General features: G+C 66.7%; 22 protein-coding genes. 8 read left to right on the top strand and 14 right to left on the bottom strand.

Annotation, left to right across the window (positions count from 1 at the left end):
- Window positions 1-39 precede the first annotated feature (39 nt).
- Together agp and ACS0OT_RS06140 are read left to right on the top strand one after the other, a co-directional pair.
- A complete protein-coding gene (agp, locus tag ACS0OT_RS06135) occupies window positions 40-1,308 on the top strand; it encodes a bifunctional glucose-1-phosphatase/inositol phosphatase (protein ID WP_005415826.1) in 1,269 nt (422 codons plus the stop codon).
- A 151-nt stretch (window positions 1,309-1,459) separates the two neighbouring features.
- Window positions 1,460-1,894 carry a hypothetical protein gene (locus tag ACS0OT_RS06140; RefSeq protein WP_005415827.1) on the top strand — a complete coding sequence of 145 codons (435 nt, stop codon included), beginning with the start codon at window positions 1,460-1,462 and terminating at the stop codon, window positions 1,892-1,894.
- Between the two features lie 86 nt (window positions 1,895-1,980).
- Here the strand turns inward: ACS0OT_RS06140 and ACS0OT_RS06145 are convergent, their stop codons facing one another.
- Window positions 1,981-3,789, bottom strand: coding sequence for a DUF885 domain-containing protein (locus tag ACS0OT_RS06145; protein ID WP_065186377.1), 1,809 nt, complete (start codon window positions 3,787-3,789; stop codon window positions 1,981-1,983).
- A gap of 112 nt (window positions 3,790-3,901) precedes the next feature.
- Between ACS0OT_RS06145 and ACS0OT_RS06150 the strand changes: the two genes are divergently transcribed.
- Both ACS0OT_RS06150 and ACS0OT_RS06155 read left to right on the top strand, forming a co-directional pair.
- Window positions 3,902-4,258: a GFA family protein gene (locus tag ACS0OT_RS06150; RefSeq protein WP_053497067.1), complete on the top strand. Its 357-nt coding sequence runs from the start codon at window positions 3,902-3,904 to the stop codon at window positions 4,256-4,258.
- A complete protein-coding gene (locus tag ACS0OT_RS06155) occupies window positions 4,255-5,070 on the top strand; it encodes a DUF4349 domain-containing protein (RefSeq protein ID WP_065186376.1) in 816 nt (271 codons plus the stop codon). The genes ACS0OT_RS06150 and ACS0OT_RS06155 overlap by 4 nt, the downstream gene beginning before the upstream one ends.
- A 31-nt stretch (window positions 5,071-5,101) precedes the next feature.
- Here the strand turns inward: ACS0OT_RS06155 and ACS0OT_RS06160 are convergent, their stop codons facing one another.
- Both ACS0OT_RS06160 and ACS0OT_RS06165 read right to left on the bottom strand, forming a co-directional pair.
- Window positions 5,102-5,395 carry a hypothetical protein gene (locus ACS0OT_RS06160; protein WP_005415831.1) on the bottom strand — a complete coding sequence of 98 codons (294 nt, stop codon included), beginning with the start codon at window positions 5,393-5,395 and terminating at the stop codon, window positions 5,102-5,104.
- A 68-nt stretch (window positions 5,396-5,463) separates the two neighbouring features.
- Complete coding sequence (locus ACS0OT_RS06165) at window positions 5,464-6,408, bottom strand: LysR substrate-binding domain-containing protein (RefSeq protein ID WP_005415832.1); 945 nt, start codon at window positions 6,406-6,408, stop codon at window positions 5,464-5,466.
- Window positions 6,409-6,523: 115 nt separating this feature from the next.
- Here ACS0OT_RS06165 and ACS0OT_RS06170 point away from each other — a divergent pair, with 115 nt between their 5' ends.
- Window positions 6,524-7,396: a DMT family transporter gene (locus ACS0OT_RS06170; RefSeq protein WP_065177444.1), complete on the top strand. Its 873-nt coding sequence runs from the start codon at window positions 6,524-6,526 to the stop codon at window positions 7,394-7,396.
- A 590-nt stretch (window positions 7,397-7,986) separates the two neighbouring features.
- On the opposite strand, the gene ACS0OT_RS06175 is transcribed toward ACS0OT_RS06170, so the two are convergent.
- Window positions 7,987-8,889, bottom strand: coding sequence for a peptidylprolyl isomerase (locus ACS0OT_RS06175; RefSeq protein ID WP_065186375.1), 903 nt, complete (start codon window positions 8,887-8,889; stop codon window positions 7,987-7,989).
- Window positions 8,890-9,025: 136 nt separating this feature from the next.
- On the opposite strand from ACS0OT_RS06175, the gene ACS0OT_RS06180 reads away from it, so the two are divergent.
- Complete coding sequence (locus tag ACS0OT_RS06180; protein ID WP_004150914.1) at window positions 9,026-9,391, top strand: PadR family transcriptional regulator; 366 nt, start codon at window positions 9,026-9,028, stop codon at window positions 9,389-9,391.
- The gene (locus ACS0OT_RS06185) at window positions 9,388-10,377 is read left to right on the top strand and encodes a sensor domain-containing protein (protein WP_262090882.1); all 990 of its coding nucleotides are present in this window, start codon (window positions 9,388-9,390) and stop codon (window positions 10,375-10,377) included. Before ACS0OT_RS06180 ends, ACS0OT_RS06185 begins: the two co-directional genes overlap by 4 nt.
- A 108-nt stretch (window positions 10,378-10,485) precedes the next feature.
- Here the strand turns inward: ACS0OT_RS06185 and ACS0OT_RS06190 are convergent, their stop codons facing one another.
- Both ACS0OT_RS06190 and ACS0OT_RS06195 read right to left on the bottom strand, forming a co-directional pair.
- Window positions 10,486-11,793 (bottom strand): polyhydroxyalkanoate depolymerase, encoded by a 1,308-nt coding sequence (locus tag ACS0OT_RS06190; protein WP_065177441.1) that lies wholly within the window; start codon window positions 11,791-11,793, stop codon window positions 10,486-10,488.
- A gap of 93 nt (window positions 11,794-11,886) precedes the next feature.
- Window positions 11,887-12,477 carry a class I SAM-dependent DNA methyltransferase gene (locus tag ACS0OT_RS06195; protein ID WP_065186374.1) on the bottom strand — a complete coding sequence of 197 codons (591 nt, stop codon included), beginning with the start codon at window positions 12,475-12,477 and terminating at the stop codon, window positions 11,887-11,889.
- A 187-nt stretch (window positions 12,478-12,664) separates the two neighbouring features.
- Here ACS0OT_RS06195 and ACS0OT_RS06200 point away from each other — a divergent pair, with 187 nt between their 5' ends.
- Window positions 12,665-13,120, top strand: coding sequence for a CopD family protein (locus ACS0OT_RS06200; RefSeq protein ID WP_053497082.1), 456 nt, complete (start codon window positions 12,665-12,667; stop codon window positions 13,118-13,120).
- A gap of 313 nt (window positions 13,121-13,433) precedes the next feature.
- Here ACS0OT_RS06200 and ACS0OT_RS06205 read toward each other — a convergent pair whose 3' ends face one another.
- The 8 genes from ACS0OT_RS06205 to lpxD all read right to left on the bottom strand — a co-directional run bounded on the left by ACS0OT_RS06205 (window position 13,434) and on the right by lpxD (window position 23,460).
- A complete protein-coding gene (locus ACS0OT_RS06205; RefSeq protein WP_065177439.1) occupies window positions 13,434-14,393 on the bottom strand; it encodes an acetyl-CoA carboxylase carboxyltransferase subunit alpha in 960 nt (319 codons plus the stop codon).
- Between the two features lie 113 nt (window positions 14,394-14,506).
- The gene (locus ACS0OT_RS06210; protein WP_171955921.1) at window positions 14,507-15,376 is read right to left on the bottom strand and encodes a hypothetical protein; all 870 of its coding nucleotides are present in this window, start codon (window positions 15,374-15,376) and stop codon (window positions 14,507-14,509) included.
- Between the two features lie 55 nt (window positions 15,377-15,431).
- Window positions 15,432-19,025: a DNA polymerase III subunit alpha gene (gene dnaE / locus ACS0OT_RS06215; protein ID WP_329953690.1), complete on the bottom strand. Its 3,594-nt coding sequence runs from the start codon at window positions 19,023-19,025 to the stop codon at window positions 15,432-15,434.
- 237 nt (window positions 19,026-19,262) lie between these two features.
- Complete coding sequence (locus ACS0OT_RS06220; RefSeq protein WP_005415842.1) at window positions 19,263-19,922, bottom strand: ribonuclease HII; 660 nt, start codon at window positions 19,920-19,922, stop codon at window positions 19,263-19,265.
- Window positions 19,919-21,121 (bottom strand): lipid-A-disaccharide synthase, encoded by a 1,203-nt coding sequence (gene lpxB / locus ACS0OT_RS06225; RefSeq protein WP_262090893.1) that lies wholly within the window; start codon window positions 21,119-21,121, stop codon window positions 19,919-19,921. The genes ACS0OT_RS06220 and lpxB overlap by 4 nt, the downstream gene beginning before the upstream one ends.
- A 53-nt stretch (window positions 21,122-21,174) precedes the next feature.
- Window positions 21,175-21,966: an acyl-ACP--UDP-N-acetylglucosamine O-acyltransferase gene (gene lpxA, locus ACS0OT_RS06230; RefSeq protein ID WP_005415844.1), complete on the bottom strand. Its 792-nt coding sequence runs from the start codon at window positions 21,964-21,966 to the stop codon at window positions 21,175-21,177.
- 16 nt (window positions 21,967-21,982) lie between these two features.
- Window positions 21,983-22,441, bottom strand: a complete 459-nt coding sequence (gene fabZ / locus ACS0OT_RS06235; RefSeq protein ID WP_005415845.1) for a 3-hydroxyacyl-ACP dehydratase FabZ — start codon at window positions 22,439-22,441, stop codon at window positions 21,983-21,985.
- A complete protein-coding gene (gene lpxD, locus ACS0OT_RS06240) occupies window positions 22,438-23,460 on the bottom strand; it encodes a UDP-3-O-(3-hydroxymyristoyl)glucosamine N-acyltransferase (RefSeq protein ID WP_065186372.1) in 1,023 nt (340 codons plus the stop codon). The genes fabZ and lpxD overlap by 4 nt, the downstream gene beginning before the upstream one ends.
- Window positions 23,461-23,895 lie beyond the last annotated feature (435 nt).

A 23,895-nucleotide genomic window follows, 5' to 3' on the forward strand; every position in this document is an offset into this window, starting at 1 on the left:
GGAAAGGGCTCTGACCCTAGCGTGTTTCCGGAGACCTGCATGATCCGCCCCCTGCGCTCCCTGTTGCTGGCACTCAGCCTGGTTGCCACGGTTGCTACGGTTGCCACGGCTGCGCCGGCACCGATGGACGGCGACCAGCTCGAGCAGGTCGTCCTGCTCAGCCGCCACAACCTGCGCGCGCCAGTGGTCGCCTCCGGTGCGCTGGCCAATGCGACGCCCGAGGACTGGCCGCGCTGGGAGGTGGCACCGGGCGAGCTGACCACCAAGGGCGGTGTGCTGGAGGTCTACATGGGGCGCTACATCGGCCAGTGGCTGCGCCAGGCGCAGCTGTTGCCGGTGTCGGGTTGCCCGCAGGAGGATGACTTCCACGCGTACGCCAACAGCCTGCAGCGCACCCAGGCCACCGCGCAGTTCTTCATTGCCGGTGCGTTTCCGGGCTGCCATGTCACGGTCGAACAGCGCATGGCGCTGGGGACGATGGATCCGCTGTTCGATCCGGTGATCCACAACGACGACGCGGCATTCCGCACGCGCGTGCTGGAGTCAATGCAGCGAGAGCTGGCCGCAGTGGACCTGGCACCGGCTTTGTCCGTGGTGGAGGAGATCACCCGCTATCCGCAGTCGGCGGCATGCAAGGGGCACAGCGACTGCCATCTGGCGCTGGCCGATACCACCTTCAGTACGGAACCGGGCAAGGAGCCTCGCGCGTCCGGATCACTGGCGCTGGCCAGCGGGCTGGTCGATGCCTTGTTGATGGAGCACTACCAGGGCAGTGGCATCCCCCGCGAAGGCTGGGGCCGGTTGACCACCGAGGCGCAATGGCAGGCGCTGGCGCAGATCCGCAACCGCTACCAGGACATCCTGTTCGGAACGCCCGAGGTGGCGCGTGATGTGGCCGCTCCGCTGCTGACAAGAGTGAATGCGTTGTTCGACGACCCGGCGTCGCCGAAGGTGACCCTGCTGGTCGGTCACGATTCCAACATCGGCTCGGTGCTGGCGGCGTTGGGAATCAGCGACTACAGCCTGCCGGGGCAGTACGAGAAGACACCGATCGGTGGCCTGCTGCAGTTCGAACGCTGGCGTGGGCACAGCGGGAGGGCGCACTACCGGTTGGTATATGTCTATCCCACCAAGGAGCAGTTGCGTGACGCGGTGCCACTGAGTGAAATGCAGCCGCCGGTACGGGCGACGCTGGTGCCGCAAGGGTGTGCGAAGACTGGGTGCACTGAAGCGCAGTTTAGGCAACTACTTGGAGCTAAAGTGAGGGCCTTCAGCGGAGATGGCAAAAGGGCTGTCGATGGTGTCTGAAGACCGCAGAGTCCCGTGAACCAGGCGGGTGCCGACACTTGGATTGCCGCCATTCAATGCCGCTGAATCCGGTGCAACTCGGTGGCATGATGTGTGTGCTCGCTGCCAGGTTCCGGCAGCATTATTTCAACCCTGAAAATGGACTTCGAAAATGAAAAAACAGCTGATCGCGCTTCGTGGCGCCAGCAACTCGGGAAAGAGCTCGACGCTTCTCATGTTGTACCGACTGCTGGCTGCGCACTCTGCCACGCGATTGATTTCGTTTGAGGCTATTGGCCACAAGCTCGACTTCAGTGCAATAGTTCAGATCAACGGATGCAAGATCGGAATTTTCAACCGTGGTGATGTTTCCGGAACCGTGGATGGTCTGATCGACCAACTTGCACAGGCAGGATGCAAGGTGATCGTTTGTGCTGCCCGTTCGAAAGGCGACGTTGGCGATGTGCTGGCCTCGTATGAGCGCAGGTACCAGTTGCAGGAGATTGTCAAAAAGACCGGTGGGGAAGACGAGTCTGATTTTGCACTGGTCAATATGGGCGTCGCGCATGATCTCGCCGCTCGAGTCTACTCAGCAGTGGTCGTCTGAGTTCTCCGTTCCGTCATTTCGGGGCGGCCTGCAGAAACGGCCCGGGTTTGCCCGGGCCGTTCCGTTTCCAACTTACACCACCCCGATCACTCGATCGGCTGGTCCAGCATCAGCTGGCGTACGAAACGCACCGGGGGTGCGCCGTAGGACAGCACCTGGTCGTGGTACGCCTTCAGGTTGAACTTGTCGCCCAGCTTCTCCTGCACCGCCTTGCGGGTGTCGAAGTGTTCCTGCGCACCGACGAAGTAGGTCGGTAGCTGTGCCGAGGTCAGCTGTGCACGCACCCACTTGCCCGCCGCTTCGCTTTCCTGCTGGAACGCGTCGTGGGTCATCAGGTGCATCGCCTTCTCGCGATCCCAGTTGTCCACGTGCACGCCCTGGTCGAGGATCGCGTTGGAGATCGTGCGCAGGTAGAACTTCAGCTGCACCAGGTGGAACAGCGGATCGTTGTTGAGGTAACCCTGCTCCTGCATCATGCGCTCGGTGTAGACCGCCCAGCCTTCGGCGAACAGGCCTGAACGCAACACCGCACGCAGGGTCGAGGGGAACTTGGCCGAGTGCCAGCCTTCCAGGTAATGGCCCGGAGTACCTTCATGGATGCTGAGCAGGTGGATCATGCGCGAGTTGTACTCACGCAGGAACGAGTCGACCTGTTTCTCGTTCCAGTCGTCCGGAATCGGCGACACGGCGTAGAAGGTCTTCAGGTTCTTGTCCAGCGGGCCCGGCGAATCGCAGTAGGCCACTGCCACGCCACGCTGGAATTCCGGCATCAGGATGATGTCCACCGGCGCATCGGGCAGCGTCATCAGATCGTGCTCGCGTACGAACGCGGTGGACTGCTCCAGCGCGGCCTTGGCATCGTCGACCACCTTGTCGCGTGCCGGCTTGTCGGCGTAGGCCAGTTCCAGCGCGGCCTCGATCGCCTTCTGCTGCTGCTCGTCGGTCGGCTGGGCCGGCATCTCAGGTGCACCCGGCTTGTCCTTCAGCACGGTCTGCGCGATGCCGTACATGTCCTCGCGCACGCGCTTGAGTTCGGCGCGCGCACGCTCACCGATCTCCTGGCGCGACAGCGAGGAGCTCAGCGCGAATTTCAGCTTCTGGTCGTATTTCTCCGCACCGATGCGGAAGTCGCCCTTGGCGTTCGGTACCAGGGTCTTGTCCAGCCAGGTCTGCTGCTCGTCCACGGCCTTCTTCAGGCCGTCGATGGCCGCTTGCAGACGCTGCTGGTCGGCCTGCGGCAGTTCGCCGATGTGCGGGGTGATGAAGGTATCGACGATGCTGAGGATGCCCTTGTTCTGCTTGGCAACGGTCTCGGCGTGGATCTTCGGTACGCGGGCCGGGTCCAGGTTCTCGCGGGCCTGGGCGAAGATCGCCGGCAGCTTCTCCATGCGCGCGGTGGCCGCCTTCAGGCGCTCCGGCAGCGGTGCGAACTCGCGCGCCATCAGGCCGTAGATCGCGCTGCCGGCGATGCCGTTGTACAGCTGCGGGTCCCACTTGCCGGACTGCAGCACTTCGGCGTTCCAGATTTCCGACTGCAGCTGGTTGCGCAGGATCGCTGCGTCCACCTGGTTCTCACGGCCCAGCTTGGCCACCTCGATCTTGTCCAGCTCGCCCAGCAGCGCCTTGTAGGCGGCCACGGTCTTCTGCTGGCCGGCGGCACTCAGGTCGTCCAGCTCGCTGTCGTAGCGGTGGTCACCGATCTGGGTGGCGCTGACTGGCGACAGCTGCATCCAGGTGTCCAGCGCGCGCTTGGACAGATCGGCGAAGGCGGCGTCGACCGCCGCGTCACCGGCCTGCTGGCTGGCGGCCGGGGTGGAAGCATTGGTCGGGGCGTCGGCCGGCTGGCAACCGGCCAGCGCGGCGACCAGGGCGAGGGCAAGAAGATGCGGGCGCATCGGCATTCCTGTACGGGGTCAAACCCTGAGCATAGGGCCCCGTCGCTGCTTTGTCCCCGTGCCATAGGATTACCATGGGCGGATTCAAGGACCCTCCAAAGGAGCGCAGGACATGGAATACCAAGGAAGCTGTCATTGCGGCAGGATCGCATTCACCGTACAGGCCGAGGCGCCGATCAGCGACGTCATCGACTGCAACTGTTCGATGTGCCGGCGTCGCGGCAGCCTGCTGTGGTTCGCCCCGCGTGCGGCGTTCCAGCTGGCCACCGATCCGGCTGACGTGGCCACCTACCACTTCAACAAGGCCCACATCGACCACCACCACTGCCGCCAGTGTGGTATCGCTCCCTACAGCGAAGCGGTCGACCCTCGCACCGGCACACCGATGGTGGCGGTGAACGTGCGCTGCGTGCCGCAGGTGGATCTGGCTGGCCTTTCGGTGACCTCCTACGACGGAGCGGCACTGTGAGGCCGGTGCGAGCGTGGACGCGCAGGGCGGCGCTGCCGGTACTGCTGCTGGCGCTGGGCGCCTGCGCCAAGCAGGGCGACATGGTGGGGGATGCGGGCGCCACGGCCGCGGAGGCGGCCATCGCTTCGCCGGAAGGCGCCTTCCTGGCCTACGAACACGACGTGCAGGTGCAGCTGGAGGCGGCGCAGATCGCACCGCGCATCCAGCAGATCGCCCAGGCCTGCCAGAGCGCGAAGTTCGGTGACTGTGCAGTGTTGCAGGTCGAGCAGCACGGCGGCGAGCAGCCCAGCGGTGAAGTGAAGGTGCGCATCGCCCCGAAGGGCACCGAGCCGCTGATCGCGATGGCTGGTGAAGGCGGCAAGCTGCAGTCCCGCAATACGCGCGCCGAGGATCTCGCGCAGGCGGTGGCCGACACGGCATTGACCAAGGCGCGGCTTGAAAAGGAGCACGCCCGCCTGCTGTCCTACCAGGACCGCAAGGACCTGAAGGTCGACGACCTGATGGCGATCACCACGCGCCTGTCGGAGATCGAGGCGGGTGTCGAGCAGGCCAACAAGGACGCCGCGCAGCAGCGTCGGCGCATCGATACTCAGCTGGTGGCGATCCACTTCGACACCACCTCTGGCCAGCGCAGCCGCAGCGAGATCGGCGAGGCGCTGAGCGAGTCGGGCAGCATCCTCAGCACCAGCATTGCGTTCCTGATCCGCGCTGCTGCCGCGCTGCTGCCGGTGGCGGTGCTGGCCTTGATCGCGGCCTGGGGTGTGCGGGCATGGTGGCGTCGCCGCCGTCGCAAGCTACCGCCCAACCCCTGAGATGAAGGCCGATGCCGGCCGTCAGCCGGCATCAGCCCTCGTCGGTCTCGTACTCGACGAACACATCGAGTTCCAGCGCCAGTTCCTGCACCGCATCGCGCACCTTCTGCGCGGTGCTTTCATTGCCGACTTCCACTTCCAGCTCGTGGATGCCCGGACCGATGTCATCGGACAGCCCGGCCGAACTGGAATCGTCGTCGTCCATGTGCGGCATCAGGTCGTCGGTTTCTTCGACATGTTCGATGCCGTCCAGGCCGAGCAGCAGGTCGCTGATGGCGCGGGCGTCGTCTTCGGTTCCGGTGATGCGCAGTCGCAGCATGGCCATGGCATAGGTACGTTGTGGGTTCGCCAGCAGCCTAGCCAGCGTGAGGCAAAGAACGGGTGAGGGCGCAGTCAGGCGTGCGTTGCCGGCCGCCCGAGCAGGCTGTCCGGCAATGCCGGAATCGGCGTGCGCTCGTCCTGCGCCTGTTCCAGCAACCAGTCGATGAACAGGCGCGCGGCCGGGCTCGGCGGTTGCCCTTCTGCGTGCACCACGTGATAGGCATAGCGCGCCTTCAATGCCGGGCCGGGCAGGCGTACCACCTCGTAGCGCTGCAGGTAGGGCTGGGCGATGTGGGTGCGCGCCAGCACCGCGCCCATGCCATACACCGCTGCACGCATCGCGTCGGTGCTGTCGGCGAAGGTGTGCATCGGCGGCATCGGCGACGGCGGGCGCGCGCCGGCGTGGCGGAACCAGTCGCGCCAGCCCTGCGGCGACAGGTCGGTCAGCAGCGGCAGCTCGGCGATGCGCGCCGGATCGACCAGCGTTTCGACCCCGGCCAGTGCCGGTGAGGCCACCGGGAACAGGTAGTCATCCATCAGGTGCTGCGCACGCAGGCCCGGCCATTGGCCCAGCCCGTAGCGGATGCCGACTTCCGGTCCGTTGTCGTCGTAGCGATCCAGCCCGCTGCCGGTGTGCAGCTCGATGCGGATGTGTGGATAGGCCTGGGTGAAGCGTGGCAGTCGCGGCAGCAGCCAGCAGTACGAGAGCGAGCGCAGCGTGGTGATCCGCAGCGGCACGCTGTCGGCATCCGGTTGCAGGTGATGGGCCACCGCCGCGACATCGGTGAAGGCGGCGCTGGCGGCGTCGGCCAGCTGCCGGCCCTCGGCGGTCAGGCGCACGCCGCGGGCGTGGCGCAGGAACAGGCGAACTTCAAGTACTTCTTCCAGGCGGCGCACGTGGTGACTGACCGCGCTGGCGGTCAGGTGCAGCTCCTGCGCGGCCTGGGCGAAATTCTGGTGGCGTGCGGCGACCGCGAACACGGCCAGTGCGGGGAGCAGGGAAGGACGGAGCAGCATGTCGAGCCTCAAACCATATTTGTGGCTGACAGCGATACTACGCGCTTGTGCGGCGGGCGTCTGCGCCTGATCCTGTCTGCCTTGGCGAGGAACAGACGATGGACGGAGGCAGGACATGAATGCGATCCCACAGGCGGCCGAGCGCGACTGGCGCACGCCGCTGGAATTGACCCTGCTGGGCGCCATCTGGGGCTGCTCGTTCCTGTTCATGCGGGTGGCGGTGCCGTCGTTCGGCCCATTCGCGCTGGTCGAGGTACGGCTGGTGCTGGGCGCGCTGGTGCTGCTGCCGTTCCTGTGGCGCGCTCGCGCGCAGTTCCCGCCGCGCCGCTGGCTGTGGTTGGCACCGATCGGCCTGATCAACTCAGCGCTGCCGTTCGTGCTGTTTGCCTACGCCGCCGAGCAGGCGCCGGCCGCGATCGGTGCGATCTGCAATGCGATGACGGTGCTGTTCGCCGCGCTGATCGCGTTCCTGTTCTTCGGCGAGAAGATCGGCATGCGTCGTGCCGGGGCGCTGCTGGTCGGCTTCGCCGGCGTGGTGGTGCTGGCCACGGCCAAGGTCTCCGGCCTGAGCATCGGCACCGCAGTGCTGGCCGGTGCGGCGGCATCGCTGCTGTACGGCCTGGGCGTGAACCTGGTGAAGCGGCACATGACCGGGTTGCCGTCGGCCGCCGCCGCGGCGGCAACGCTGTCGTGCGCCTCGCTGTGGATGCTGCCGATGGCGGTCAGCCACTGGCCGCAGGCGGCGATTCCGTTGAAGGCCTGGGGCGCGGCGATCGCATTGGGCGTGGCCTGTACCGGCCTGGCGTTCCTGATGTTCTATCGCCTGATCGGTCGTATCGGCCCGTCGCGGGCGTCGACGGTGACCTACCTGATTCCGTTGTTCGGTGCGGCGTTTGCGTGGTTGTTCCTGGATGAGCCGGTGACGCTGCAGATGCTGATTGCCGGTGCGTTGATTCTGGGTAGCGTGGCGGTGAGTCAGAAGGGCTGAGCGCGCGCGCGCAGCGGTAGCACCGCGCCATGCCCGGCGGGCCCATTTCCGCGCCTGCGGGGAGGTGTCACTTTCTTTGCTCGTGCAAAGAAAGTAACCAAAGAAACACGCCGCCAGGTCGCGAGCCGGTGCTGCGCACCGGTACCCTGCGCTCCTCGGCCCGTCGAGGGACGGCGCGGGAACTCGCTGCGCTCAAACACCCGCGCCTCTTCGCCCTCGCCGGACCTGCGGTGCTCGGCTCGCTCAAGGCGGACTGGAAGGTCAAGATCAACAGCAAGAGCATCCACGCATGGCGTGGATCTACTGGGTGCAGCTGTGGCCTTTGAACTGCGTCCGCCTTGAGCGAGCCGAGCATCGCAGGGGAATCAGGGGCGAAGAGGCGCCGATGTCCTGTAGAGCCGACTGTTAGTCGGCTGCCTTCTGTACACCGTCCCCTGATTCACCGAGAAGCGCAGGGGACCGACGTGCGAAGCACGGCGGCTCGCGACCTGGCGGCGCGTTTCTTTTGGTTACTTTTCTTTTCGCGCGAAAAGAAAAGTGACGCCCATGAACAGTGAAGTACCTTCAGCACGCGTAACGTGCGGAAACCATCACCGCACCGGCACCGGAATATTGCAAAGGTCGATATGCCCCGCCGGGCGCTTGTAGAAATCATCCACGCGGTTGCGCCGCGCCTCCACCGTATCGGCGAAGGTCTTCGAGTCGGTACGCAGTACCTGGATCGGTGTGCGCTCGGCCGCCGGCACGTCCCTGGCACGGCGGATCGCCACGATCGGCGTGCGCAGATTCGGGTCGGTGTAGAAGCCCATCGGCGCCGGTCCGCGCGGGGTCGCGCTGAGCAGTTCCATGCCCTTCAGCACGCGGCCGACCAGGGTGATGTTGCGGTCGAGCTGACGCGGTGACTGGCCGGTCACCACGTAGAGTTCGGCACCGATGCTGCTGTCCTCTTCGTTGCTGCGGCCGGCGCCCAGCATGCCGTAGCAATGTGCCAGCCAGGCCTTGCCGGCCTGCGGGTCCTGGCCGACCGGGAAGCCGTCGACGAAACCGGTCTGCGCGGCCCAGCCATCGCGATCCGGCAGCACGCTGACCTTCAGGCCAGCGCTGGCGCGCTCGAATTCAGCCGGCAGCTTGCGCGCGGCGCTGCCGAACGGCTTGGCCTTGGCCGCGTCATCGGCGTCGGCATCGCCGAACTGCACCACGAAGTTGTCCTGAGAGCGGTAGATGCTGGTGCCGTCCCAGAAGTGCTCGTGGGCGAAGGTCTGGATGTTGGCGACATGGCGCGGGGCGAACTGCGGCGCCAGCTCGATGATCACGCGCCCGGCCGGCAGGTCCATGTACAGCAGGTTGGCCGGGTCCGGCGTGCGCCAGTCGCTGGCCGGCGAGGCGTCCAAGATCTGCTGCGGGCTGCGGTAAGGCGAGGCCGCGCTGGCCATGGCGGGCAGCAGGCAGGCGAGGGCGAGGGCGGTCAGGGCAAGGCGACGGCGGTGCGGCATGGGAACCCCGGAACATGAACGAGGCTTCGATTCTGCGCGAGCAATCCGGTCACGCCAACCGGCAGAGTGACTAACGACACATTCGCTATACCGAACTTCGCACTACTGTGGACTTCAACGTAGTGGAGGGCCGGCCATGTCCGAGGACGATGTCCACCTGAAGAAGTTCCAGAAGGAGCTCAGCGCCGGAACGGTGTCGCTGGCCCTGCTGGCGGTGCTGGCCCGGGCCGGGGAGCCGCTGTACGGCTACCTCATTGCCAAGGAGCTGGAGCGGGTGGGCGAGGGCGTGCTGAGCGGCAAGCAGAGCGCGCTGTACCCGGTGCTGCGCAACCTGGAGGGCGCCGGCCTGCTGGAAAGCCATGTGGAGCCGTCCAGCAGCGGGCCGCCGCGGCGCTACTACCGCATCAATGAACGTGGCCGCGAGGTGCTGGCGCAGTGGCGCCAGGCGTGGCAGGCCACCCGCGATTCCGTCGATTCCGTGTTGGAGGGGGTACCGCAATGAACGACCCGAGCCTGGCAGGCCGCGCCCTGCCGACCACCATTCCGCAGTACCTGGCGCAGCTGCGCGCTGCGCTGGAAGGTGCCGATCCGGCGATGGTGCAGGACGCGTTGTACGACGCCGAGGAATACCTGCGCTCGGAGCTGGCCGCGCAGCCCGGCCGCAGCGAGGCCGAGGTGATCGCCGACGTTGCCGGCAGCTATGGCGCGCCGGACGAAGTGGCCGACATCTACCGCGAGACCGAAGTGACAGTGAACCGCGCGCTGCGCACGCCGCGTGCGGATACCGCGCCGGTGCTGCGTGCGGCGGCGGAAGCCAGTGGCGTCGAGCCGGCCTCACCGCCGCCGGCGCCGGTGCAACGCTCGCTGCTGGCGCGCTTCTTCGGCGTGGTGGCCGATCCGCATACCTATGGCGCGCTGTTCTACATGCTGCTGTCGCTGGCCACCGGCATTTTCTTCTTCACCTGGGTGGTGACCGGCCTGTCGCTCTCGCTCGGCCTGTTGATCCTGATCGTCGGCATTCCGCTGACCGTGCTGTTCTTCGGCTCGGTGCGCGGGCTGGCGCTGCTGGAAGGGCGGCTGGTGGAAGCATTGCTGGGCGAGCGCATGCCGCGCCGTCCGCGCTACACCGACCGCAGCCGCACGTGGCTGCAGCGCATCGGCGACATGTTCACCGATGGCCGTACCTGGCTGACCCTGCTGTACTTCGTGCTGATGCTGCCGCTGGGCGTGGTCTACTTCACCATCGCGGTGACGCTGCTGTCGCTGTCGCTGGGGTTGATCTGGGCGCCGGTGGCCGCGCTGTTCAGCGGTGACATTCCGGGTGTCTACGTCGATGGCGTGAACGTGCTGCCGATGGCCGCCTCGCCGCTGGTGGGCATCGTGATCGCAGCTGTGGGCGTGCTGCTGCTGCTGTTGACGATGCACCTGGCACGGGGCATCGGCAAGCTGCACGGGCTGATTGCCAAGAACCTGCTGGTGCGGTTGTAACAGGCCAGGGGTCGGATTCCTGTTCGCAGAACAGGGCTCTGACCCCGGATCCCATCATGCTGGGTCAGTGCCCTTCCCGTTGGAAAGGGATCCGACCCCTGCCGGGAATCAGCCCGCCTTTCGCCGCAACGGAGTGACGTTGCTCTTCTTCTTCGTGGCCCTCGCCGCCGGTGCCTCGGCATGGGCAGCGAAGAAGTCGCGCACCTTCGGATACACCACCTCGCGCCAGCGACGGCCGCTGAAGATACCGTAGTGGCCGGCGCCTTCGACGATGAAATGCTCGCGGCGGTCAGTAGCAATGCCGGTGCACAGCGCCTGCGCTGCTTCGGTCTGGCCAAGGCCGGCGATATCGTCCAGTTCGCCCTCGATGCTCAGCAGCGCGGTATCGCGGATCGCCGACGGGTCGACCTTCTCGCCGTTGACCACCCACTCGCCACGCGGCAGCAGGAAGTCCTGGAACACCACGCGGATGGTATCCAGGTAGTACTTGGCCGGCATGTCCAGCACCGCGTTGTACTCGTCGTAGAAGCGACGGTGCGCGTCGGCGTCTTCCAGGTCGCCCTTGACCAGGTCGGTGTAGAAATCCCAGTGCGAACTGAAGTGGCGGCTGGGGTTCATCGACAGGAAGCCGGCGTGCTGCAGGAAGCCCGGATACACGCGGCGGCCGGCGCCGGGATAGCTGGCCGGCACGGTGTGGATGACGTTGTTCTCGAACCACGACAGCGGGTTCTGCGTGGCCAGGTTGTTCACCGCGGTCGGGCTGCAGCGGGCATCGATCGGGCCGCCCATCATCACCAGGGTGCGCGGTGTCGGCTCGCCACGGCTGGCCATCAGTGAAACCGCGGCCAGCACCGGTACCGTCGGCTGGCACACGCTGACCACGTGCAGGCGTTCGACGCCCAGATGGCGGATGAACTCCTGGATGTAGGCGATGTAGTCGTCCAGGCCGAACTCGCCTTCGTTGGCCGGCACCATGCGCGCGTCCACCCAGTCGGTGACGTACACACGGTGGTCGCGCAGCAGCGTGCGCACCGTATCGCGCAGCAGCGTGGCGTGGTGCCCGGACAGCGGTGCCACCACCAGCACGAACGGCTGGTTGAGCATGGTGTGCAGCTGGTCGGCTTCATTGCTGTGGCGCTTGAAGCGCAGCAGCTTGCAGAACGGCTTGCTCACTTCCTCGTGCACGACGATCGGCACGCGCTCGCCGTCGACCTCGATTTCGTTGATGCCCCACTCGGGCTTCTCGTAATCCTTGCCGATGCGGTGGAACAGCTCATTGACCGCCGCCAGACGATCGGCGCCGGGCATCTGCGACCACCAGTGGCCCGGGTTGGCGAAGAATTTGGCGTTGGCCTGGGCCTGGTGCACCCAGGGGGCGAGCAGGTTGCGGGTCAGTTCGTGCAGTTGATAGAGCATGACGACCGAATATGTATGGTCATATGTTGCCGCGCAGCATATCCCATCCGGGTGTCCCGCAGGTTAAGTTGGCTGAAAATAATGAATCCGGATTCACATCCGTTCCAGCGCGGCGGCATCGCCTGCCAGGGCGGGGCCGAGCCAGCAGTGCGACCCTACCGGCTGCAGGCCGTGCCGGGCCAGCGTCCGCCGATACCAGCGTGCTGGGCGGGCCTGGAAGCCGTCGTGGTCGCCTTCGAACGCGTCCTCGGCGGCGAAGGTCTCCAGGAAGGCCACACCGCCGGTCAGCTCGGCCACGCCGGCCAGGCCGGCGCGCAGCTCGCGGTCGGGCACGTAGTGCATCACGTCCGAACACACCAGCAGGTCGACCGGCGCGCAGGGCCGCAGCCAGGCGAAATCGCCGAAGCTGGCCAGGTGCAGGTTGCGGGTGCGGCCATAGCGGCGCACAGCGTACTCGCTGCTGTCGAAGCCCAGGTATTCGACCTTCGGACGCTGCTTCAGCAGCGGTGCGCGCCAGGCGCCTTCGCCGCAGCCGATGTCCAGCACACTGCGGATCGGTCGTTCCAGGTAGTACTCGGCACTGGCCACGGCCAACGCGACCTTGCGCGCCAGGCGGGCGCTGCCGCCGATGTCGGCGCGGCGGTACCAGCGTTGGAAGTAGGCGGCGTCGTAGGTCTTGTCCATGGGGCGGTGCGCGATCAGGGAAAACGGTGCCTATCGTACGGCGTTGCGCCCCCGGGTGTGGCGGACCCGCAGTAGAGCCACGCCATGCATGGCTGTCCTGATGCGGCGATTGGACGCGGCAGCCACCCATGAGGTGGCTCTACTGCGACAATAGGCGCCCATCTACGCCAGCCGCCGGAGCGAGCGCATGCAGAGCTACTACTGGGTCAAGACCTTCCACATCGTGTTCGTGGTGGCGTGGATGGCCACGGTGTTCTACCTGCCGCGCATCCTGGTCAACCTGGCCGAGACCGCAGGCCAGCCGGCGGTGACCGAGCGCCTGCAGCTGATGGGCCTGCGCCTGTACCGTTTCGGCCACTCGATGTTCGGCCTGGCCTTTGTGCTGGGCCTGGTGCTGTGGCTGGGCTACAAGGTCATCCCGGATTTCCCGACCATGGTCGCGCCGGGCGGCGCTGGCTGGCTGCACGCCAAGCTGGGCCTGGTGGTGGTGCTGCTGGTGTATTTCAGCTGGATCGGCCGTCTGTTGAAGGGCGTGGCCAAGGGCAGGGCGCTGCCGTCGTCGCGCGCGCTGCGCTGGATCAACGAGATTCCGTTGCTGGCGTTCATTCCGATCGTGTGGCTGGTGCTGGCAAAGCCGTTCTGACCGTCCGTTATCCGTAGAGCCATGCTTGGCTCTACGGGTTCGCGTGATTCTTCGCCAAAGCAGAGGCATCCACGCATGGCGTGGATCTACTGGGCGCAGCTGTGGCTTTTGATGTTCAGGTCCGCCATGAGCGAGCCGAGCATCGCAGGTGAACCAGGGGCGAAGAGGTGCCGATGTCTGAGCGCAGCGAGTTCGGCGCCGTCCCCTGATTCACCGAGAAGCGCAGGGAACCGGTACATAGCACCGGTTCGCGTTCGGCGGCGTGTTCTTTGGTTACTTTCTTGCACGAGCAAGAAAGTAACAAGCCGATGAATCAGGCCGCTTCGTACGTGCCGTAGCTGCGCAGGCGGGTGTAGCGCTGCTCCAGCAGCTGTTCGGTGGACAGCTTGTCCAGCGCGTCCAGTTCGTTCAGCAGCACGGCCTTCAGGCGCTTGGCCATCTGGGTCGGGTTGCGGTGGGCGCCGCCGGTGGGCTCGCGCACGACCTTGTCGACCAGGCCCAGGCTCTTCAGGCGCGGCGCGGTCAGGCCCAGCTGCTCGGCGGCTTCCTTGGCCTTGCTGGCGTCCTTCCACAGGATCGAGGCGCAGCCTTCCGGGGTGATGGTCGAGTACACCGCGTATTCCAGCATCACGGTGCGGTCGCCCACGCCCAGCGCCAGCGCGCCGCCGGAGCCGCCTTCACCGATCACGGTGCAGATGATCGGCACCTTCAGCTCGGCCATCTCGATCAGGTTGCGCGCGATCGCTTCGGACTGGCCGCGCGATTCGGCGTCGATACCCGGCCAGGCACCGGCGGTGTCGATCAGGGTCAGCACCGGCAGGCCGAAGCGCTCGGCCATCTTCATCAGGCGCAGCGCCTTGCGGTAGCCCTCCGGCTTGGGCATGCCGAAGTTGCGCTTGATCTTTTCCTTGGTGTCGCGACCCTTCTGGTGGCCGATCACCATTACCGCGCGGCCATTGATGCGGGCCAGGCCGCCCATGATCGCCTTGTCGTCGGCGAAGGCGCGGTCACCGGCCAGCTCCTGGAACTCATCGAACATGACGCGGATGTAGTCGGCGGTGTACGGACGCGACGGGTGCCGGGCCAGCTGCAGCACCTGCCACGAGGTCAGGTTGCGGAAGATCTGCGCGGTGCGCATGCGCAGCTTGTCCTGCAGCGCGTGCACTTCCGCCTCGACATTGACCGCCGGCCCGGCACTGGCGTTGCGCAGTTCCTGGATCTTGGCTTCCAGGTCGGCGATGGGTTGCTCGAAGTCGAGGTAGTTCGGATTCATCGGAAGCCGTCGTGTAAAGAAGGGGGCAATTCTAGCCGAATGCGTGCAAACCACCCGTACGCCTTCGTCTGGAAGGCGACGGTAGCGCAGCCGGGCAGGCGGCGCCAGTCAGCTCAGGGCACCACCAGGGCGCTGCGGCCCATCAACTGGCTGCGCTGGGAAACGAAGTCGTTGTAGGCCTCGTTGGCCTCCCGGCCCAGGCCGCTGCCCAGGGTGGCAGTGGCCGAGGTGAAGGCCATCTGCGCAGCGAAGTCCTGCTTGCGCAGGGCCTTCTGTTCATCGGCGGTGGTGGCCTTCAGCCATCGCGCGTAGACCGCGCGAAGCGGCGCGGCATGCGCCTCGAAGGCCGGTGCCAGCGCCGGCAGGCTGGCCGGTGCCGGTTCAAGGCTGTATGCCGGGGCCACGTAGCCGGCCGGCTGTTCGCGCTTGAACGCGCCCGGCTCGCCCATGCCTTCCTCGACGTAGGCGATGAAATCCGGTGCCGTGAACACCTTGGCGATGATCTGGCCACCACTGGAATCGACGTGGGCGACCACCTTTTCCTTCGGGAACGGTTCGCGCACGCCGTAGGTCCAGGTCTTGTCGATGAACAGGTCGTGGTGCTTCTCGAAGGGGCCCTCGAAGTCGACGCCGCCCAGCTCGATGCCGGCCTTGCCGGTGCCGAAGTTCTTCAGCTTGCTCTCGTCGGTGACGTAGACCTCGCGTGCGATCACGTATTCGCTCAGGGTCGGGTTGATCAGGCCGCCACGACCGTCGACGTAGACGATGAAGCGCACGTCGCCGAGCGTGTCGGTATGCAGGCGATGCTCGCCAATGGCCAGCGAGACCGGGCGCGAGCCGTGCGCGGCCACCGGCAGGTCCTGGCCGTCGATGCTCAGCGCCAGCGGCGTGTCGGTCGGGTTGTCGATCTGGAACTCGATCTTCGACGGCGAGCAGGCGGCCAGCGCCAGTGCGGCAACGAACGGGAACAGCAGGGTCTTCATTGGCGATCGTCCTTGATGACTGGAACGGGAAAACAGGAACACGAAGCAGCCAGCCTCAGCTGGCCCACGGCGGGCTGTAGCGCACCTTCAGCGTACGTACGGCGGGGTCGGCGCGCAGCGCCTCCATCAGCTTGGAATCGATGCGCACTGCGCTCTGCCCGGAGACATCCAGCATGCCGGCGACACCGCCGTGCGGGCCCTTCAGCAGCAGGTCCAGGCGCAACGGCGTCCGCCCCGGGCGATGGCGGTCGAGCAGGGCATTGATGCGCTCCCAGACCGGGCGCTGCTGGCGCAGGTCCAGGCGCAACGACAGCCGCGTGGCGTAGTTGGCGCAGACTTCGTCGAAGTCCCAGCACTGGCGGATGCGCAGTGCGTAGCCGCCGTTGAATTCGTCCTCGCGGAGGCCGCCCTTGACCACCAGGATGCGGTCCTTGGTCATCAGGTGGCCGAACTCGGCCATCGCATCGGAGAACGCGCTGCACTCCACGCGGCCGCGACCGTCCTCCAGCTGGATGAAGATCTGGCTCTCACCCTTGCGGCGCACGCCGACCACCTGGCCGGCCAGCACGGTCTGCACTTCCGGGCGCCAGCGCTTCTCGCCGCCACCGCCGCCGCCGCCGCTGTTGGCGCTCCAGATCTTCTCCACCGAACCCAGGTCGTTGCCGACCAGGTCGCGCACATCGTCGCGCCAGGGATCGAACGGGTGGCCGCTGAGGTAGAAGCCCAGCGTGTCGCGCTCGCCGTTGAGGCGCTGCAGCAGCGGCCATTCTTCGGCCTCGGGCAGGTCCAGCTGGATCGACACGGTGCTCGGATCGGGCCCGCCAAACAGCGAATTCTGCCCGGACGCACGCTCGCGTGCCATCTGGTCGGTGGCCTTGATCACTTCCGGCAGCTGCAGCATCAGCGAGGCACGGTTGCGGCCGAGCTCATCGAGCGCGCCACAGTTGATCATCGCTTCCAGCGTGCGCCGGTTGAGCTTGGCCGAGCCGACGCGGGTGCAGAAGTCCAGCAGATCCTTGAACGGTCCGCCCTTCAGTCGTTCCTCGACCACCGCTTCGCAGGCGCCCTGGCCGACGCCCTTGATCGCGCCCAGGCCGTACTGGATCGTGTCCGGTGTGACCGCTTCGAACATGAAGGCCGACTGGTTCACCTTCGGCGGCAGCACGGTCAGGCCGAGGTTGCGCACCTCGTCGAGGAAGCCGACCACCTTGTCGGTGTTGTCCAGGTCCGAAGACAGCGTGGCCGCCATGAACTCGGCCGGGTAATGGCGCTTCAGCCAGGCGGTCTGGTAGCTGACCAGTGCGTATGCAGCGGCGTGCGACTTGTTGAAGCCATAGCCGGCGAACTTCTCCATCAGGTCGAAGATTTCGTCGGCCTTGGGGCCGTCGACGCCGCCCTTGGCTGCGCCTTCGCGGAAGATCTCGCGGTGCTTGGCCATTTCCGCCGGCACCTTCTTGCCCATCGCGCGTCGCAGCAGGTCAGCGCCGCCCAGCGAGTAGCCGCCGACGATCTGCGCCATCTGCATCACCTGCTCCTGGTACACCATGATGCCGTAGGTGTCCTTCAGGATCGCTTCGGTGCGCGGATCGGGATAGATGATCTCTTCCTGGCCGTGCTTGCGCGCGTTGAAGGAGGGAATCAGGTCCATCGGGCCGGGGCGATACAGCGACACCAGCGCGATCAGGTCTTCGAAGCGGTCGGGGCGCGCGTCCTTCAGCAGGCGGCGCATGCCCGAGGATTCGAACTGGAACACCGCGCCGGTGTTGCCATTGGCGAAGATGTCCTTGTAGGTGGGCGCATCGTCGAGCGGGATCGCGGCAATGTCGACCGGCGGAATGCCCGCGCGTTCGTGTCGCTTGTTGATCGCCTTCACCGCCCAGTCGATGATGGTCAGCGTGCGCAGGCCGAGGAAGTCGAACTTCACCAGGCCCACTTCTTCCACGTCGTTCTTGTCGAACTGGGTGACCGGGTTCTTGCCCAGGCCGTTCTCGTCGTGTTCGGCGTACAGCGGGCAGAACTCGCTCAGCGGCTCGGGCCCGATCACCACGCCGCCGGCATGCTTGCCGGCGTTGCGGGTCAGGTCTTCCAGCTGCAGCGCCAGGTCGATCAGGTCGCGGACATCGTCCTCGGTCTCGTAGCGCTGGATCAGTTCCGGCGACGCCATTTCCGAACTTGGGCCTTCCTTGCCCTTGCCCAGCGCATCCTTCAGGTGGATGCCCAGGATGTTGGGGATCAGCTTGGAAACGCCATCCACCAGGCCGTACGGGAACCCGAGCACGCGGCCGGAGTCGCGCACCACCGCCTTTGCGGCCATGGTGCCGTAGGTGATGATCTGGCTGACGCGCTCGCGCCCGTACTTGCGCGCGACGTAGTCGATCACCTCGTCGCGGCGGTCCATGCAGAAGTCGATGTCGAAGTCGGGCATCGACACGCGTTCCGGGTTCAGGAATCGCTCGAACAGCAGGTTGTACGGCAGCGGGTCCAGGTCGGTGATCTTCAGCGCCCACGCCACCAGCGAGCCGGCACCCGAACCACGGCCGGGACCGATCGGGATGCCCTGGTTCTTGCCCCACTGGATGAAGTCGGCCACGATCAGGAAGTAGCCGGGGAAGCCCATCTTGATGATGGTGTTGAGCTCGAACTCCAGGCGCTCGAAGTACTCCTCACGGGTCTTGCCCGGCGCCAGCGGATTCTTCGCCAGGCGCTCTTCCAGGCCATCGCGCGACATCTTCTGGATCCAGGTGTCCAGGGTCTCGTCGTCGGGCACCGGGTAGTTGGGCAGGAAGTAGGTGCCCAGCCGCATCTCGATGTTGCAGCGCTCGGCCAGCGCCAGCGTGTTGTCGATCGCATCGGGGATGTCGGCGAACAGCGCGCACATCTCCTCGGCCGACTTCAGGTACTGCTGGTCGCTGTACTCGCGCGGGCGCTTGGGATCGTCCAGCACGCGGCCGGTGGAAATGCACACGCGCGCTTCGTGCGCGCTGAAATCCGACGGCGACAGGAAGCGCACGTCATTGCTGGCGACCACCGGCAGGCCGCGCTGGCCGGCGGCCATCAGCGCGAACTGGTTGAAGGTTTCCTCGCCCTCGCGGCCGGTACGGGTCAGCTCCAGGTGCAGGCCATCGCCGAACACGCGCTGCCAGTCGGCCAGCTGCTGCTCGGCCAGTTCATGCTTGCCGTCCAGTGCCAGGCGCCCGGCCAGGCTCTGCCGTCCGGCCAGCGCGAACAGGTTGGCGTTGCCGGCCTTCAGCCAGTCCGGGTGGATGGCCACACCGCCTTCCGGGCGATGGCCTTCCATCCAGGCGCGGGTCAGCAACCGCGACAGGCTCAGGTAGCCCTCGCGGTCGCGGCACAGCAGGGTCATCCGCCACGGGTCCTGGCCTTCCTCGGCGATCAGCACGTCGGCACCGGCGATCGGCTTGATGCCCACGCCTTCGGCGGCCTTGTAGAACTTGACCAGGGCGAACAGGTTGTTGAGATCGGTCACCGCCAGCGCGGGCAGGCCGAGCTCCACCGAGCGCGACAGCAGGTTGGCCTGCTTGGCCTTCTTCGGGTCCGCCTGGTCCGGCTTGGCCGGCACGCGGATGGTCGAGTCCGCCAGCGAGAACTCGGTGTGGACGTGGAGATGTACGAAGCGGGAGTTGGACATGCCGGACCAGGTTGGAGCGCGCGGGCCCCGGGTGCTGACGGAGGTTCGTCGCCGGGGTCGGGAAGCGCTGGAATGCCCGGTCAGGGTAGCGAGGGCAGGGGGTTGCCACAAGGCTTGACAGGGGCACGGCGTGGCGCCGGATTCAGGCGTGCGGGAGGCCGCCTTCTGTAGCGCCGAGCCCATGCTCGGCTGTCCACAGCTGCCGAGCATGAGCTCGGCGCTACAACGCCAGCAGGCTCAGGCGATGGCCGCGACAGCCGGCGCTTCCAGGCACTCGCGCACCGGGGCGAAGCTGCGCCGGTGCTCCACGCAGGGGCCGTGCTCGCGCAGGGCGGCCAGGTGGGCCGGAGTGCCATAGCCCTTGTGCTGCTCGAACCCATACTGGGGGTGGCGGGCGTGCACGTCCTGCATGTAGCGATCGCGCGAGACCTTGGCCAGGATCGAGGCGGCCATGATCGCGCGGTCGATGCCATCGCCGCCGACCAGCGCCTGCGCCGGCAGTACCAGGCCCTTGGGCACCACGTTGCCGTCGATGCGGGCGAAGCCGGCCACGTGGGCGACCGCTGCAACGACGTCACGCATGCCCTGCAGGGTGGCCTGGTAGATGTTCAGGCGGTCGATGGTGTCCACGTCCACCAGCACCACATGCCAGGCCAGGGCGCGCTCGACGATGCGGTCATGCAGCTGCTCGCGGCGGGCAGCGGTCAACTGCTTGGAATCATCCAGGCCGTTGATCCGTGGCCGTGACGGATCGAATACCACCGCCGCCACCGCCACCGGCCCGGCCAGAGGGCCACGCCCGGCCTCGTCGACACCGGCGACCAGGCGCTCCGGCTCGACCACTGCCGTACCGTCGAACAGGGCCAGGCTTGCTGCTGCGGCGTGGCGGCGGCTCATGCCTGCGCCTGGTCGCGCATCAGCAGCTCGCCGACGGCATCGGCGGCACGCGCCGAGGCGTTGCGTCGCAGTCGCTCGTGCAGGCGCACATAAGTGTCCTGCAGGTCGATCACCCGCTGCGGGTGGTCGAACCACTGCTGGATGGCCGCGGCCAGCCTGTCCGGCGTGCAGTCGTGCTGCATCAGCTCCGGTGCCAGGTCCTGGCCGGCCAGGATGTTGGGCAGGGCGAAGCGGTCGACCTTGATCAGGCCAAGCGCCTTGACCAGTCGATAGGTCAGTTCGTTGACGCGGTAACCGACCACCATCGGCCGCTTCACCAGCATGGCTTCCAGGGTCGCGGTGCCGGAGGCCAGCACCACCACGTCGGCGGCGATCATCGCGTTGCGCGCCTGGCCGTCAAGCACGTGCGAGTAGGCCACCGGCAGCGCCGAGCGCGACAGCTGTTCTTCGATCAGCTGCCTGCAGGCCGGGTTGGCGGCAGGCACCACCACATGCAGGCCCGGAATGCGTTCGGAGACCTGCCAGGCGGCTTCGAAGAACGGTTCGCCCAGGCGCGAGATCTCGCCGAGGCGGCTGCCCGGCAACACCGCCAGCACCTTGGCCGAGGCCGGCAGGCCGAGCGCGGCGCGTGCTTCCTCGCGGTTGCCCTGCAGCGGAATGTCATCGGCCATCGGGTGGCCGACGAAGCGCGCGTCGATGCCGTGCCGGGCATAGATCGGCGGCTCCATCGGGAACAGGCACAGCACCAGGTCGGCGCTGCTGCCGATTTTCTCGGCGCGCTTTTCGCGCCAGGCCCAGACCGACGGGCTGACGTAATGCACGGTGCGCACGCCACGCTGCTTCAGCCAGCGCTCGATGCCCAGGTTGAAGTCGGGGGCGTCGATGCCGATGAACACGTCCGGCTGCCAGTCCAGCGCACGCTGGCGGAACGCCGAGCGCAGCTTGAGCAGGCGCGGCAGGTGGCGCAGCACTTCGGTCAGGCCCATCACCGCCAGCTCGCTGGCATCGTGCCAGGTCTGGCAGCCGGCGCTGCGCATGGCATCGCCGCCGATACCGGCGAACTCGGCATTCGGGAAGCGTGCCTTCAGGTCACGCACCAGGCCCGCACCGAGCAGGTCGCCGGAGGCTTCGCCGGCAACCAGCGCGATCCGCAACGGGCGCTCGCTGAGCACCCGCTGCGCGGGAACGCTGCCGGCCATCGAGGCCAGCGGGATCACCGCGGCGCCGGCCGGCGCCTGGCCGGTCGAGCTGCTCATCGCAGCAGGGGCCTCTCGGCGTGCTCGATGAAGTCCAGCATCGCCTTCACGTCGTCGCTGTCACGCGCCTGTTCGGTCAGCTGCACCTTGGCCTCTGCCAGCGGCAGGCCCGCGACGTACAGCGTGCGGTACGCACGCTTGATGGCCGAAATGCGGTCAGCGTCGAAGCCGCGCCGCTTCAGGCCTTCGCTGTTGATGCCACGCGGGCGTCCCAGCGAATCGGTGCCGACCATGGTGAACGGCGGTACATCACCATTGGTCAGCGCGCCCATGCCGAGGAAGGCATGCGCGCCGATGCGGCAGAACTGGTGGGCACCGGCGAAGCCGCTGATGATCACGTAGTCGCCCACGGTCACGTGGCCAGCCAGAGTGGTGTTGTTGGAGAACACGCAGAAGTTGCCGACATGGCAGTCGTGTGCCACGTGCGTGTAGGCCAGCATCCAGTTGTCGTTGCCGATGGTGGTGATGCCGCCGCCGCCGCCGGTGCCACGGTTGAGCGTGACGAACTCGCGGAACACGTTGCGATCGCCGATCACCAGTTCGGTACGCTCGCCGCCGAACTTCTTGTCCTGCGGCTCGCCACCGATCGCGGCATGGCCGACGAAGCGGTTGTCGCGGCCGATCCGGGTCGGGCCGTGGATGCTGCAATGGGGGCCCACCACCGTGCCGGCACCGATTTCAACATCGGGGCCGATCAGGGTGAAGGCGCCCACCTGGACATCGTCGGCCAGGCGTGCGGCCGGGTCGATGACGGCGGTGGGGTGGATCCGCGGTGCGTTGTCAGTCATTGCTGCCTCCAGTGGATCAGCCCTTGGCGCCGGCACACATGACCTCGGCCGACGCGACGACTTCGCCGTTGACCTTGGCTTCGCCGTAGTACCAGCCCATGTTGCGGATCAGGCGCTTCATCTGCACGTCCAGCATCAGCACGTCACCGGGCACGACCTGCTTGTTGAAGCGGGCGTTTTCCACCTTGACCATGTAGAACAGCTTGGACTGCGCATCGCGGCCGAGCGTGAGCTGGGTCATGACGCCGCCAGCCTGCGCCAGCGCTTCGATGATCAGCACCCCGGGCATGATCGGGCGGCCCGGGAAGTGGCCCTGGAAGAACGGCTCGTTGATGCTGACGTTCTTCTGCGCCAGGATCCGCTTGGCCTCGACGTCGAGTTCAAGCACCCGGTCCACCAGCAGGAACGGGTAGCGGTGCGGAAGCAGTTCCTGGATCTGGCAGACGTCGATCGGAAGCTGCAGCGAATCGTTCATTCTTTCTCCTTGCCAGCAGCCAGAACGCGGCGAGCCAATGCGTCCAGCTGCTTGAAGCGCGCGGCGTTCTTGCGCCACGTGCGGTTGTCGGTCAATGGGGTGCCGGACGAATACTCGCCCGGCTCATGGATGGAGTTGCGGACCACCGACTTGCCGGTGATCACGACCTTGTCGCAGATCTCGAGGTGGCCGACCACGCCAACGTGGCCGCCGAGCAGGCAGTAACGGCCGATCTTGGCGCTGCCGGCGATGCCGGTGCAGCCGGCAATGGCCGAGTGGGCGCCGATCTGCACGTTGTGGGCAATCTGCACCAGGTTGTCCAGGCGAACATCCTCGGCAAGGACGGTGTCTTCCAGCGCGCCACGATCAACACAGGTATTGGCGCCGATCTCGCAATCATCGCCGATGCGGACACCGCCGAGCTGCGGCACCTTGATCCACTTGCCAGCGTCCATCGCCAGGCCGAAGCCATCGGCGCCGAGTACGGCACCGGGATGCACGCGCACGCGCTTGCCCAGCGTGACCCGGGTGACCAGGGTCACGCGGGCGATCAGCTCACAGCCGGTATCCAGGCTGCAGTCCTCGCCGATCACGCTGCCGGTGCCGATGATGCAGTTCTCACCGACGACGCTGCGCGCACCGACCGTGACGAACGGGCCGATATGGGCGCTGGCGGCGACCTGGGCGCTGGGATCGATCACTGCGCTGGGATGGATGCCCGGCGGGCGGGTCGGCGCGATGTCGAACAGCGCGGCAATCTTGGCGAATGCGGTGTACGGGTCCTTGGCGACGAGCGCGGCGCCGGGGGCGGCCTCGACGTCATCGGCACGCAGGACCACCAGCGAAGCCCGGCTGTCGGCCAGCTGGACGCGATAGCGGGGGTTGGCAAGGAAGGTCAGCTGGCCAGGACCGGCATGGGCGAGGGTAGCCACGCCATGGATGGCGGTAGCGGGATCGCCATGGACCTGCAGGCCGAACTGCTCGGCGAGTTGCTGGGCGGTGTAGGTGGGAGTATTCACGGCGGGAGTTTAACGTGTGACGCCATTTCGGTCATGCGGGGGGGCATATGCAGCCAACGGCAGGGCCCCTCACGGCCGGCAGAGCCAGTGTCATGGGCTGGGTCGGACGGGGCGGGGCTGCGGGGGGCGGCGCAAGTACGTCCATGTAGCCTTGGTCGCCGCATCCATGCGGCTCACACCCCCGCAGCCCCACCCCGTCCGACCTCCGACGGCCTGGCGCGAGTGCCAGCCACGGAAAAACAGAAAAGATCAAAAGCAGAGCGGGCGCTTCCGGCATCCAGGCCAAACGAAAACGCCGGGCAGAGCCCGGCGCTTCGCACCCCGTCTGGTGGAGAGCCCCCTTTGTTAAGGGGGGGGCGCGCCCCTGGGAATCGCAGGAGCGATTCCCAACGTTGCTATGCAACGGCCCGAAGGGCGCATGCCATGGATGGCATG

The organism is Stenotrophomonas maltophilia group sp. RY12688 (assembly GCF_052149045.1).
Lineage (GTDB): Bacteria > Pseudomonadota > Gammaproteobacteria > Xanthomonadales > Xanthomonadaceae > Stenotrophomonas > Stenotrophomonas sepilia.

Bases quoted from the DNA above. Each gene is read 5' to 3' on its own strand.
- agp (WP_005415826.1), top strand. From the start codon at position 40: ATGATCCGCCCCCTGCGCTCCCTGTTGCTGGCACTCAGCCTGGTTGCC.
- ACS0OT_RS06140 (WP_005415827.1), top strand. From the start codon at position 1,460: ATGAAAAAACAGCTGATCGCGCTTCGTGGCGCCAGCAACTCGGGAAAG.
- ACS0OT_RS06145 (WP_065186377.1), bottom strand. From the start codon at position 3,789: ATGCGCCCGCATCTTCTTGCCCTCGCCCTGGTCGCCGCGCTGGCCGGT.
- ACS0OT_RS06150 (WP_053497067.1), top strand. From the start codon at position 3,902: ATGGAATACCAAGGAAGCTGTCATTGCGGCAGGATCGCATTCACCGTA.
- ACS0OT_RS06160 (WP_005415831.1), bottom strand. From the start codon at position 5,395: ATGGCCATGCTGCGACTGCGCATCACCGGAACCGAAGACGACGCCCGC.
- ACS0OT_RS06165 (WP_005415832.1), bottom strand. From the start codon at position 6,408: ATGCTGCTCCGTCCTTCCCTGCTCCCCGCACTGGCCGTGTTCGCGGTC.
- ACS0OT_RS06170 (WP_065177444.1), top strand. From the start codon at position 6,524: ATGAATGCGATCCCACAGGCGGCCGAGCGCGACTGGCGCACGCCGCTG.
- ACS0OT_RS06175 (WP_065186375.1), bottom strand. From the start codon at position 8,889: ATGCCGCACCGCCGTCGCCTTGCCCTGACCGCCCTCGCCCTCGCCTGC.
- ACS0OT_RS06180 (WP_004150914.1), top strand. From the start codon at position 9,026: ATGTCCGAGGACGATGTCCACCTGAAGAAGTTCCAGAAGGAGCTCAGC.
- ACS0OT_RS06185 (WP_262090882.1), top strand. From the start codon at position 9,388: ATGAACGACCCGAGCCTGGCAGGCCGCGCCCTGCCGACCACCATTCCG.
- ACS0OT_RS06190 (WP_065177441.1), bottom strand. From the start codon at position 11,793: ATGCTCTATCAACTGCACGAACTGACCCGCAACCTGCTCGCCCCCTGG.
- ACS0OT_RS06195 (WP_065186374.1), bottom strand. From the start codon at position 12,477: ATGGACAAGACCTACGACGCCGCCTACTTCCAACGCTGGTACCGCCGC.
- ACS0OT_RS06200 (WP_053497082.1), top strand. From the start codon at position 12,665: ATGCAGAGCTACTACTGGGTCAAGACCTTCCACATCGTGTTCGTGGTG.
- ACS0OT_RS06205 (WP_065177439.1), bottom strand. From the start codon at position 14,393: ATGAATCCGAACTACCTCGACTTCGAGCAACCCATCGCCGACCTGGAA.
- ACS0OT_RS06210 (WP_171955921.1), bottom strand. From the start codon at position 15,376: ATGAAGACCCTGCTGTTCCCGTTCGTTGCCGCACTGGCGCTGGCCGCC.
- dnaE (WP_329953690.1), bottom strand. From the start codon at position 19,025: ATGTCCAACTCCCGCTTCGTACATCTCCACGTCCACACCGAGTTCTCG.
- ACS0OT_RS06220 (WP_005415842.1), bottom strand. From the start codon at position 19,922: ATGAGCCGCCGCCACGCCGCAGCAGCAAGCCTGGCCCTGTTCGACGGT.
- lpxB (WP_262090893.1), bottom strand. From the start codon at position 21,121: ATGGCCGGCAGCGTTCCCGCGCAGCGGGTGCTCAGCGAGCGCCCGTTG.
- lpxA (WP_005415844.1), bottom strand. From the start codon at position 21,966: ATGACTGACAACGCACCGCGGATCCACCCCACCGCCGTCATCGACCCG.
- fabZ (WP_005415845.1), bottom strand. From the start codon at position 22,441: ATGAACGATTCGCTGCAGCTTCCGATCGACGTCTGCCAGATCCAGGAA.